Origin of the sequence: Actinopolymorpha sp. B9G3 (assembly GCF_040120725.1) — a bacterium.
Taxonomy (GTDB): domain Bacteria; phylum Actinomycetota; class Actinomycetes; order Propionibacteriales; family Actinopolymorphaceae; genus Thermasporomyces.
Genome location: NZ_JBEEAB010000049.1, coordinates 1 through 10,474 on the forward strand (window position 1 = coordinate 1; position 10,474 = coordinate 10,474).

Genomic DNA, 10,474 nt, shown 5'->3' on the forward strand with positions numbered 1-10,474 from the left:
GATCGCACCCACGAACCAAGAACGTCCCGATCACCGTCATGCAACACCAACGCCGCAGCAGGAGGATGAGCCATACCAGCATCCTCCCAGGAACAACCGTCCAATCATTAACGCCACGCCGTACTAGTAGGCGCACCAGGCGCTTCTAGTCAACGGTCCAGACAGCGCGGGCACGGTATGGATAGCCGTCCTGCCCAGGCGCTTCGAAGGTGAACCGCACTCGTTGGCCGGCCCGAAGCTCTCGGTAGCCAGACAATTGAATGTGCGAGAAGTGGACGAAGCATCCGCCCGGAACTTCCGGTGCTGTGATCGCTCCCCAGCCTTCATCGCTGTCGAACCACTCAACCACGCCCGTCACGGACTGATCGGACTTCCGCCGCTTCGCCATGGGCCGATTATGCGCCGCACGAGGTTCCCGGAAGTCGCACCCTGCTCCCCCTAACCCCCAGAAGCGACGGTAGGCGGTCAGAAACCGTTGAACATCACCAGCCGCGAGCGATACGCAGTAGTGTCCGCCCATGAGCATGCTCGACGTCTGCTTCATGATCGGGCCGCTGGGAGCCCCCGTCATGACGACGTTGGCAATGACCGTCCTAGTGGTCCGGCACCGACGACGAGCGGTGCGGCTGGGTGCTCCCCTTGCGGTTCTCGTCGCTCTGTCGTGGGTGGGTTACTGGTACCTCTGGGGTAAAGCCTTCGAATACGCAGATGCCTTCAAGCCGGTACCGCCTCCGGTGGACACTGCGCGGACCACCTTGGCCGTGATCTGCGCGCTTGCCAGCGTCGCGCTCGTCACGGCCGCGGCGACCACGTTCGGATTCGCACCCCGCACCGATGTGCGCCGTGACGCGGCACGGCCCTAAGTCGCCAGCGTCCGGGCTCGTCACTGATCTACGAGTGGGTTCTCGTTCGCAGGTCACACGTCGATTCCGGCGTCCCTGACCGTGGGCTGCTCTTGGCAGGTGTCGGCTATGAGGGCTGGTGATGGCAGTTCGGTGGCACGTCGGGGGCCTCACCAGGTTGGAGCGGTCACATGTCACGAGACTGCCCGTCTGCCGGTGCGACCCGAAGCCAGTGATCCACCTCGCCCCAGCGTGGCACCTGCCGGACCACCCTGCCGCCGTCAGGTCGCAGCGGAGGTTCGCCACCGTCGGTGGTCGTGCCGTGTCCGCCAGGATCTCCTGGACGGACCACAGCCGACGACCGTCGTAGTCCGCGCCGCCCATCTCGGGTTCGGTCGCGAGATCCCACTCGTAGGCCCAAGCGACGGCGAGAGTGCCGTGGAGCGTGTAGCGGTGACCGACTCTTGGCCCGGGTGGATCCTGGTAGGTGACGAGCAACAGGTCGCTGGTGTCCAGAACCCAGGTATTGCCAGAGGATCGGGCACTGCCGGTCGCCTTGTACAGGCCGCGCCCGGTACCCGTGGGTCGAAGGCCGTCCACGTCCTCGGCCTCGGCTCGGTGGTCCGCAACGATGGCCATGCCAGCGACAAAGGTGTTCCCCACGCGCAGCGGTGCGATCTCACCGTCTTCTACCAGCGCGGAACACAACCGAACCCAGAGCGGCTCGTAGGCAGCCATGTCACTGAGCGTAGAGAAGCTAGCGACTGGCAGCTTGGGAATCGTACATATCCGGTGCTGGGAGCCGTCTTCCTGGCGCGAGCGAATGGCTGGAGCGGCCTGGAGGCCCCCTGGTTGTCCTCGGCTAATGGCCCGTTAATGGCCCGCCTGACCCTCTCGATGCGAACTGTCGGCGCCCAGGTTTCAGGCGTGCGACAGGCCGTCTCGGGCCTGGTCGGGTCCACCATCCCTGGCGCTGCAAGTCGTCGGTCAGGCTGGGCCTCAGTCGGTGTCGTGCTGGGTGGGGTCGACGCCACAGAGCTGGATGAGGCCCAGCCCTCGGCGACCATCCGGGATGCAGACGTACAGCGTGAACGTTCGGTCCCGTCGCTCCACTTCCGCCCATGCGAGGACCTGTGCAACGTCTGCGCCGGTGATCTCGTACTCGTAGGCGTGCCACATCACCTCTTCCTGCCGGATGCCCGGCGGAGCGGGTGGCTGTCGCCAGAAGTAGACCCGAAACGCTGGGGGATCGGCCAGACCCCAGGCCTCGTCGCGCGGATCGACCGGCCGTACCTCCATGTGGGCAGTGCCTCAGAGCAGCGGCCGGAGTGGAGGGCGCCGAGCGCACGCTGACCTCAGATCCAAAATTCCATCCGGACCTTCTGCCAGCGTCCACAGACGTCTGTCACGCGGCGGCGGAGAGACCGGGACGTCCGCGCAAGTCCAGGTCCGTCCAGACCCGGTGTTAGCAACGCCGTTAGCAAGCTCCCCCGAGCACGGCCAGCTTGGAAGATGTGCGCTCACCCCCAGCGTGGCTGAGTCGCGCTCACGAAGCAGGCGAGATGACCGCTGTTGACCGATGAGCGCCGAGACGTAGCCGCCACGTATGGCACGTATGTGGCACGCCGGGTGCTCGACCGGCGGAAGCGGCAACAGGCGGCTGGCAAGGACCGCTCGGGGGCACATCAGAGGGACAGCCCACCGACGACTTCACCATGCGCTGCAGCTACGGTCGGTTCATGCGGCTTCTGGGAGGTTCCGCGAGTCCGATCGGCTGGTCGGTTCAGTATCTTGATGCATCCACAGATGTTGTGCTCGACGCGGTGCGACAGGTGCGCTCCGACCATCGCGTGAGCATCTGTCCGGCTCAGCCGTATCCGAGTGTGCTCGACCACCTTCCTCCATTCGAGTCGCCGTGGACGCGAGAGCTTGTGATGCCATGTGGAAACTGGTCCGCGTACCTCAACAACGACATCAACGGCGGCGACCCGACAGCGATCGGGCCCGCTGTTGCCCGCCGGCTCGGCGTTCGCTGCGTGGTAGTCCAACATGCGCCTCGATACGGCCCCGGCCACGAGGGAACCCAGCTATGGGTATCGGGTCCCGAGGGCGAACCGCCATTGATGTATGAGCGGACCATCGAAGCGGTGGCTACCGACGGCCGATGGGAGTGGCACACATCGGGACAGCCGTTCACCTTCGAAGACGTGTCGCGCTATCGCTCGCGCCGAATCCGTGACCGGTTCGATCGACCGCTCTTGATCGAATATCTGCATCATCTCGGAATCCCCGCAGATGACGAAGCGGCGTACGGTCCCGGCATCGTCGTCCAGCAGCTGGTGGACTGGCCACGCCGGACAGTCTCCCTCGATCAAGCCCGAAGCGAGATCGGCCCATGACGACGCGCGACGTCCCGGCGCCCAAGGATCGCGAACCCCGACCTTCTTATCCGTAGACACAGGCATCGTGATCGCGACCTGCCCGCTTGCGCTCCTGCGGCCGTCGACCAGGTGCTCGCTGTCGTCCGACGGTGCTGGTCGTTGGGGTCACGCTGGGGTCAGCGCGGTGGGTTTGGACAGTCATCGAAGCTGGCGCTGCTTTGATGACTGCATGATGCCGCATCCGCTGGAGGCGAGACTTATGGACGAGCAGATGTCCGATTCCGATGGTCCATTGTCCGAGGCTGAGCACCGCGAGCTGCTGACGCTGCTGCATCGCTACTGCTCGTACGACCTCGATCAGTTCGAGGCGTGGCGGATGGATACCGACTACGGCGAGGTCTACGTCAACATCGGCCGGTACCCCATAGCGGGTGCATCACCTCAGACGTATCTCAAACTCCAGTTACCGAAGCCGTGACGCCTGCCTTGCAAAGGAACGTCGGGCTCGCACGCGGCCCTGAGCGTGAATCGTCCTCGCGTCTCAGCCCGGCTGTCGTGACCGTGGTTGACCGTTGCGGACCGTGATCGGCTCTGGCTTGGGGCACGCGGGGGGCACGCCGACCCCTCGTGGGGCGGTAACCTGACGCCTCTTTGGCAACCTTGTCGTCGCCACCCGAGAGGTGAGGTCGGTACCGGTGGACACCTTCGACGATGGTGCGATGAGTTCCAATCTGTTGAGTGAACGCTGGGGCCTGACGGGCGTCTCAGTGCTTGAACGGCTGCAGACCTACCCGACACGCTTTGTCGAGCGCATCGTGAGTGACCAAGGCTGCTTCGCAGTCAAGTTCGATGCTCAGCCCGATTCCGCAGCCGAGGGGTCGGAGCAAGTTCAGGCAGCTCTAGCGAGTGCGCTGCCGCGTCATGTCCCGGCCATGACGCCGGATCTGTCGGGGGCGCTGTACGTCGTCGACAACGGTCGTCGGGTGACCGTCTTCGAAGACATCAGTGGCGGACCGCCAGCATCTGGCACGGCGACGTGGCGGGGCTTGGGCGCCATCCTGGCTCAGATGCACGCCCTCCCTGCCGTCCCACGAGCGTTTGACATACCTGTCCAGGCGGGCGCGAACGAATTGGACCGCCTGGCGGATGACTATCCGTTCGCGGACGAGTTCCGCTTGCTAGCCCTGCGCATTTGGCGTATCTCCGAACAGCCGTCCGCGACCATCCACGGCGAGGTGAACCTGGGTAACGCTCGCCTGCGACCCGACGGTGATCTTGTGCTCGTGGACTGGGACGCAGCGGGAGTCGGTCCGATCGCCGTTGATCTGGGGTATCCGCTGATCTGCGTCTTCCACGACGAGGACCTCACCTGGCATGTCGATCATGCCACCGCGTTCTATGCCGGATACGCCGAGAACTGCGCGGCGGCTGTGCCCTCAGCCGAGCAGATCTTCGATGCAGCGCTCATGCACGCGTTGCGCTACCTGCGATTCTGGAACACCGCCAAGCGATGGGCCCGGGCACAGCATGCCGTGCGTCACGAAGCCAGACTCGTCGAGTTTCTGACACGTGCCCTCGACTCGTCTTGAGCTAATCTTGGCCCGGCAGGTCGCGTGAGTTCCGAGACCATTGCACGCCAGTCGCACTGGTCCTGCAGACTGACCACTCGTGGCAGTAGACAAGAAGTGGGTAGCGGTCGAGAGCGTCGTTCGAGCAGCCCTGGACGACCGGGATGTGCTGAAGCATCCGCCAGAGTCGGATGAGGACTGGATGTGGCTGCCGCCACCATCACGGACCACGTTGTTGCCGCGTTCGAGACGACACCGAGGGACGCTGTATGACCCTGACCTTCTGTTCCGTAGGCCGCTGAAGATCGTCCGGCCGTGTCCATCGACGTCCAGATCACGCGGGCTGGATGGGCTCGCTCAGATGGTTCCGTTGCCCGGCGTCCATAGTTGTCCAACGGCCCTGTTAGCAAAAGCGTTAGCAAACCTCGCCATGAGGATGGCCAGCTTGGAAGATGTCGAAACGGGCCGGCCGTGACCGCCGTATTGCGGAGATCGCTGGCCCTGAGCGGCCTGGAGTCCCCTCGTTGCACCTTCCGTAATGGCACGTGGATGGCACGCCTGACCCTTGGTCCCGAGCTATCGGTGCTGCGGTCGACGGCGGTCGCTCAGGCGTACGTCGCACCGGTTACGGGCAGTGGCGGCCAGCGGCGGCCGTTGGAGTTGGCGTACCTACTGCTGTACGACGCCGTGTTGGTGCGGTCGGAATACTGTCCGGCACCACTGCCCTGTTGTCATGTAACCTCCCCGGTCATGGTGCCGGCTGCGAACCTATCCGTGTGGCCGCTGCGCGGACTACGGTTGGTGTCGCGGGATCTCGAGCTGCGGTACCCAACGGCGGACGACATTGAGGTTCTTGTCCGCCTGGCCGGCCAAGCCGAGTACGAACCCTCCTTGCCGTGGATGGCTGGGCGCGACGGTTCTGGTCGCCTCGATTCGTCCGAGCAGCGTGCCCGGCGACTTCTCCAGTGTTTGTGGCGAGAACAGGGCCAGTGGAGTCCAGGAGGTTGGACGCTTACTCTCGCAACGGTGGTCGCCGGGGGAATCGTCGGGATGCAGCGCTTGTTTGCCACCCAGTTCCCGGTGCGGCGCGAGGTCGCCAGCGGGTCCTGGCTGGCAGCCGATCATCGGGGTAAGGGCATTGGGACCGAGATGCGCGCCGCCGTACTGCATCTCAGCTTCGCGGGCATTGGCGCTACCTATGCAAGGACGGAGGCCCGTGAGGACAACGCTGCCTCGATCGCAGTCTCACGCAAACTTGGCTACGTCGATGACGGTGTATCGGTATCGGTGGAAGATCGCCGGGCGGTCGCCTACCGACGTCTTCGTCTCGATCGTGACACGTGGTACTCCCAGAACTGCACACCGATCGAGATCCACGGTCTCCAACCCTGCATCTCCATGTTCGGCGCTGGTTGAACGCTGTTGGGCGGCTCCCAACCCGCCGGCGGACGGACGACACATGGGTTGGAATGGACTTGCTCAGTAGCCGGCGAGTGGGCTCTGACCTTCGAGGACGCGTGGGTCACTCGCTTAGTACGGGGGCCATGATCGGCCCCCGTATGGCTGGTGTGCCCCCCCCCGTACCTTCGTACGCTCGCGGTCATGTCCGATCTTCACGAACTTTTCGTTCGGTGGGCCCAGCGCACCTTGGGCCGTAACGCTCGCGTAGTCAGCAAGACGGCACTGAAACTGAAAACGACGCAGAAGACATGGCTGCTGCGGGTCGAACAGGCTCACGCGTCGACGAGCGTGGTTTTGAAAACCAGCCCGATCGAGTGGTACAGCGGGGGGCCGATGACAGAGGAGGTCGTCCTCCCGCTCGCCGAGGAACTCGGCCTTCCAGCCCCACGCCTGCTCGGGGTAGACGTCAACGAGCAGGCCGAGGTGACTGTGGTCTTGTCGACGCTGCTTCCTGGCGACAGCACGCTTCCAGCGGAGGCACCGCTGCTACGGCTGCGTTCGTTGGGCTCCGCTGCGGCAAGGCTCCACGCGATCCCGATGTCGGCCCGCCCCGGTTTGCCGCACCACAAGCGGCCGGTTCCGTACGACCCGTACGTTCCCGATCGTCGCGAAGGCAAGGCGCCGACGACTGCGTTGCTCGAGGAAGCCGACCGAGTAGTCAGCGCGATGCGGCCACCGGATGCCGACCCGGTGCTCGTGCATGGTGACTATCACCCAGGTAACACGATGTGGCTCGGCGATGCCTTTGTTGGATACATCGACTGGGATACCGCTGGTGTAGGTCGCCCCGGCATCGACTTGGGGTGGTGCCGGCTAGAGACTGCCCTGCACTATTCGGAGGAGGCCGCCGACCAGATCCTGCTCGGCTGGAGAGACGAGACCGGCGGGAATCGACGGGTACGCAGCAGCCGTCGAGCGCTGGTTGGACGAGACGCCTCGTGGCCTCGACGACGATGACAAGAAGGAGGCACTAAAGCTGCTGTTCAGACAGTCGCGTGTCGCACTGATCTACGGCGCAGCCGGCACGGGCAAGTCGACGATGGTCGACCATATTGCGACCTACTTCAACGACAAGTCGAAGCTGTTCCTCGCCCACACCAACCCGGCAATCGACAACCTAAAACGCAAGGTCACCGCCCAGAATTCGACTTTCCGGACGATCAGCAGCCAGATCTATAGGAGCGCCGCCGATCCGGAGTACGACCTCCTGGTCATCGACGAATGCAGCACGGTCAGCAACGCCAATCTGATAAAGGTCCTGGAGAAGACGTCCTTCAAGCTGCTCGTGCTCGTCGGTGACGTCTACCAGATCGAGTCCATCCAGTTCGGGAACTGGTTCGGCATTATCCGCTCGTTCATTCCGAGCACGTCGGTGTTCGAGCTTACGACGCCGTTCAGGACCAAGAACGAGTTTCTCCTGGGCTTCTGGGACAAGGTCCGGAACATCGACGACGACATCGCGGAGGCCATCGCCCGCTACGGCTACTCGACCGTGCTCGACAAGTCACTGTTCGAGGCTCAGCGGGAGGACGAGATCATCCTGTGCCTGAACTACGACGGCCTCTACGGGATCAACAACATCAACCGATTCCTCCAGAGCACCAACTCCGGCGCCGCGACCACCTGGCGCATCTCCACCTACAAGGTCGGTGATCCGGTTATCTTCAACGAGACCGAACGGTTCCGGCCACTAATCTACAACAATCTAAAGGGCCGGATCGTCGGCATTGAGCACGTTCCTGGGCAGATCCAGTTCGACGTCAAGCTCGATCGATCACTCAGCGAGTTCGACGTCGATGGTGGCGAGCTCGAATGGATTTCCGCCTCGACCGTGCGCTTCTCCGTCTACGACTACGACACCAGCGACGAGGACGACGACTCGGTGAACACGGCCGTGCCGTTCCAGGTGGCCTACGCGGTGTCGATCCACAAATCGCAGGGTCTTGAGTACGACTCCGTCAAGATCGTCATCACCGACGCCAACGAGGATGACATCACGCATAGCGTCTTCTACACGGCCGTCACCAGGGCACGTGAGCGCCTGAAGATCTTTTGGACGCCGGAGACCCAGCAGGCCGTGCTCAACAGCCTCCAACGGAGCACCAGCCCTAAGGATGTCGCGCTTCTGTCCAGCCGTCGCGGCCTCACGCCGGTCGCAGGGTCTCGGAGAGCCTCCTAGCCGCGCGGTGCGATGGGCGGGCATCTGGAGAACGCCGTCACTCTGGAGCGTCGACTCGACCGCCCGGCATCCGGCAAGCGGTCATCATTGGAAAGGAACAGATCAAGGGTCGGTGGCACGGCTGGGCTCGTGGCGCGCCGATCCCGGGGCGTGAAGAGGTTCCGCGCCGCTGGTGTCAGGTGCGCGAGTCGTCTACCAGGAACGGCAAGCCCTGGCGAAGGTTCGACACGGCGGCCGAGGAAGGCCACAGACCGCGTGCTCGACAACGAGAGGGCGCCCGACCATCAGTGACCGTATCGTGCCCGCCGAAACGCCGACCCACCCCTTCGGCGGGCACGGGTGACAGCCAGACCTCTCATGTGTGCGTTATGGGCGTGGCGTGCGGGAGGCGGTGAGCCAGCACGCTGAAGTAGCGTTCGTGTCTCCATGCTTCGCGATCGCCGATCACGTAGAGTCGGCGTTTGGCGCGACTTACGGCAACGTTCAGCAAGTTGGGCCTGCTGGCTGCCCAGCGGCGGGCTCCTGGGCGTTGCGGGTCGCTGCCAAGCACGAGGACCACGATCTCGGCTTGTCTTCCCTGGGCAGTGTGGATAGTCCCTGCGACAACGCCCGGATAGCGACGGCAATGCTCCCGAATACGTTGGGCGACGTCGCGGAACGGACCGATGACCAGGACCTCTGTCATGTCGAAATCCAGAGCGGCCAAGGTACGGAGAATCCGATCGAGCTGTCTGCCTTCGTCGTGTCTCCAATGACCTTGACCGCGGCTTGAAGCGACGTCTATCCACTTCGACTCCGGCAGGGTCGGGTAGTCCTCCCTGAAATGGTCTTCCCATACAGAAGAAGTGCCGTCGATCATCAGACCCTCGTAGGCCATGTCGTTGACGATGCCGAACATAGGCCTGCCGCAGCGGCGGTGTACGGTCAAGGGAGCGCCGACCCAGATCCGCTTGTCATCGCCGGGGAGCCAGGTGCCCAAATCGTTAAGCCGGTCAGCCAGCCTCTGGACTGAGCTTCGGCTCGTCAGCCACTCCTCACCAACACCATGGTTGCGCCGGATTGCCTGCTCGGCCCGGAATGGCAGGTCGACGATTGGTTCGAGCTGCAGTGGGTCGCCGAGTACAACAGCTCGTCGACTTCGCCACAGCGCACCTACAGCGCCTTGGGGGACGGCCTGTCCGGCCTCGTCGACGAACAGCCATCCGAGGTCTTCCTGCTTCAAGTGGGAGAACAGACGAGCGAAGGAAGCAAACGTTGTGGAGACCACCGGAACAATGAAGAACAGCGCTTGCCACGCCGCAAGCGCGGCGCCTTTCGGAAGGTTGTCCGGCGCTTGTCCGTCAAGGATGTCGGCAACTCCGTGCAGACTCTGTCGCATCTTGACAGGCATGTGCTCCAGGAACGCCCTGTGCAGCTGCAGCGCCTGTAGAAACAGCTCTGTGCGTGCCCTGTTCCATTCCGCGTCGGTCCATAACGCACAAAGCTCCCGCTCCGTACGGTCCTGCCGCCACCGCTCGTCGGGGAACTGCGGACCGAGCTTGTGACGAGCCTGCTCGATCACGTCGTCCACAGCGGCGAAATCCCGCTCGCAGCGCCGCAGCGTTGCCTCTGCCTGATCTACAGAGTGCTCGGCACTCTGAACATCATGCGCCAGCTGGCTCATGTCCCCGAGGACTGCGCTAAGTGCCCGCTCCGCGGCGCTGACCTCGCTGGCCAGCTCGCTATCGCGGCGTCGCCATTCACGCATGGAGCGACCCAGCGTCGTCAGCCACTCCCAGAATCCTGGCTGGAACTGCCGATGCTCGCGTCGCAATCCAACGCTTCGTTCGTGCTCGTGCTGCCGCATTTGGGCCGCGCGTTCGGCTCCAGCGAATCGCCTTTGCGCGTTATAGAGCCGCTCCGTGGCTGCGACTAGGGCTAGTACGGCGTGGCGTTAATGATTGGACGGTTGTTCCTGGGAGGATGCTGGTATGGCTCATCCTCCTGCTGCGGCGTTGGTGTTGCATGACGGTGATCGGGACGTTCTTGGTTCGTGGGTGCGAT

General features: G+C 63.7%; 10 protein-coding genes. 7 read left to right on the forward strand and 3 right to left on the reverse strand.

Translation table 11 applies throughout. The features are described from left to right. Nucleotides 1-145: 145 nt before the first annotated feature. Entirely contained in the window at nucleotides 146-571 is a 426-nt protein-coding gene (locus ABNF93_RS34160) for a cold shock domain-containing protein (protein ID WP_349332406.1), read from the reverse strand. Between ABNF93_RS34160 and ABNF93_RS34165 the strand changes: the two genes are divergently transcribed. After that, a complete protein-coding gene (locus tag ABNF93_RS34165; RefSeq protein ID WP_349332416.1) occupies nucleotides 519-863 on the forward strand; it encodes a hypothetical protein in 345 nt (114 codons plus the stop codon). The genes ABNF93_RS34160 and ABNF93_RS34165 overlap by 53 nt on opposite strands. A gap of 978 nt (nucleotides 864-1,841) precedes the next feature. Here ABNF93_RS34165 and ABNF93_RS34170 read toward each other — a convergent pair. Continuing rightward, nucleotides 1,842-2,141, reverse strand: a complete 300-nt coding sequence (locus tag ABNF93_RS34170; protein ID WP_349332407.1) for a hypothetical protein — start codon at nucleotides 2,139-2,141, stop codon at nucleotides 1,842-1,844. Between the two features lie 848 nt (nucleotides 2,142-2,989). Here ABNF93_RS34170 and ABNF93_RS34175 point away from each other — a divergent pair. The 6 genes from ABNF93_RS34175 (at nucleotide 2,990) to ABNF93_RS34200 (ending at nucleotide 8,431) form a co-directional block, all read left to right on the forward strand. Further along, nucleotides 2,990-3,241 (forward strand): hypothetical protein, encoded by a 252-nt coding sequence (locus tag ABNF93_RS34175; protein ID WP_349332408.1) that lies wholly within the window; start codon nucleotides 2,990-2,992, stop codon nucleotides 3,239-3,241. A gap of 241 nt (nucleotides 3,242-3,482) precedes the next feature. Next, nucleotides 3,483-3,701, forward strand: coding sequence for a hypothetical protein (locus ABNF93_RS34180; RefSeq protein WP_349332409.1), 219 nt, complete (start codon nucleotides 3,483-3,485; stop codon nucleotides 3,699-3,701). 217 nt (nucleotides 3,702-3,918) lie between these two features. Next, the gene (locus tag ABNF93_RS34185) at nucleotides 3,919-4,812 is read left to right on the forward strand and encodes a phosphotransferase enzyme family protein (protein ID WP_349332411.1); all 894 of its coding nucleotides are present in this window, start codon (nucleotides 3,919-3,921) and stop codon (nucleotides 4,810-4,812) included. Nucleotides 4,813-5,541: 729 nt separating this feature from the next. Next, nucleotides 5,542-6,207 carry a GNAT family N-acetyltransferase gene (locus tag ABNF93_RS34190; protein ID WP_349332412.1) on the forward strand — a complete coding sequence of 222 codons (666 nt, stop codon included), beginning with the start codon at nucleotides 5,542-5,544 and terminating at the stop codon, nucleotides 6,205-6,207. A 186-nt stretch (nucleotides 6,208-6,393) separates the two neighbouring features. Beyond that, on the forward strand, nucleotides 6,394-7,209 hold the full coding sequence (locus tag ABNF93_RS34195) for a phosphotransferase family protein (protein WP_349332413.1): 816 nt from the start codon (nucleotides 6,394-6,396) through the stop codon (nucleotides 7,207-7,209). Next, nucleotides 7,175-8,431 (forward strand): ATP-dependent DNA helicase, encoded by a 1,257-nt coding sequence (locus ABNF93_RS34200; RefSeq protein WP_349332414.1) that lies wholly within the window; start codon nucleotides 7,175-7,177, stop codon nucleotides 8,429-8,431. Before ABNF93_RS34195 ends, ABNF93_RS34200 begins: the two co-directional genes overlap by 35 nt. Nucleotides 8,432-8,786: 355 nt before the next feature. Here ABNF93_RS34200 and ABNF93_RS34205 read toward each other — a convergent pair whose 3' ends face one another. Further along, the gene (locus ABNF93_RS34205; protein WP_349332415.1) at nucleotides 8,787-10,277 is read right to left on the reverse strand and encodes a DEAD/DEAH box helicase; all 1,491 of its coding nucleotides are present in this window, start codon (nucleotides 10,275-10,277) and stop codon (nucleotides 8,787-8,789) included. Nucleotides 10,278-10,474: the final 197 nt, after the last annotated feature.

Bases quoted from the DNA above. Each gene is read 5' to 3' on its own strand.
- ABNF93_RS34165 (WP_349332416.1), top strand. From the start codon at position 519: ATGAGCATGCTCGACGTCTGCTTCATGATCGGGCCGCTGGGAGCCCCC.
- ABNF93_RS34160 (WP_349332406.1), bottom strand. From the start codon at position 571: ATGACGGGGGCTCCCAGCGGCCCGATCATGAAGCAGACGTCGAGCATG.
- ABNF93_RS34170 (WP_349332407.1), bottom strand. From the start codon at position 2,141: ATGGAGGTACGGCCGGTCGATCCGCGCGACGAGGCCTGGGGTCTGGCC.
- ABNF93_RS34180 (WP_349332409.1), top strand. From the start codon at position 3,483: ATGGACGAGCAGATGTCCGATTCCGATGGTCCATTGTCCGAGGCTGAG.
- ABNF93_RS34190 (WP_349332412.1), top strand. From the start codon at position 5,542: ATGGTGCCGGCTGCGAACCTATCCGTGTGGCCGCTGCGCGGACTACGG.
- ABNF93_RS34195 (WP_349332413.1), top strand. From the start codon at position 6,394: ATGTCCGATCTTCACGAACTTTTCGTTCGGTGGGCCCAGCGCACCTTG.
- ABNF93_RS34205 (WP_349332415.1), bottom strand. From the start codon at position 10,277: ATGCGGCAGCACGAGCACGAACGAAGCGTTGGATTGCGACGCGAGCAT.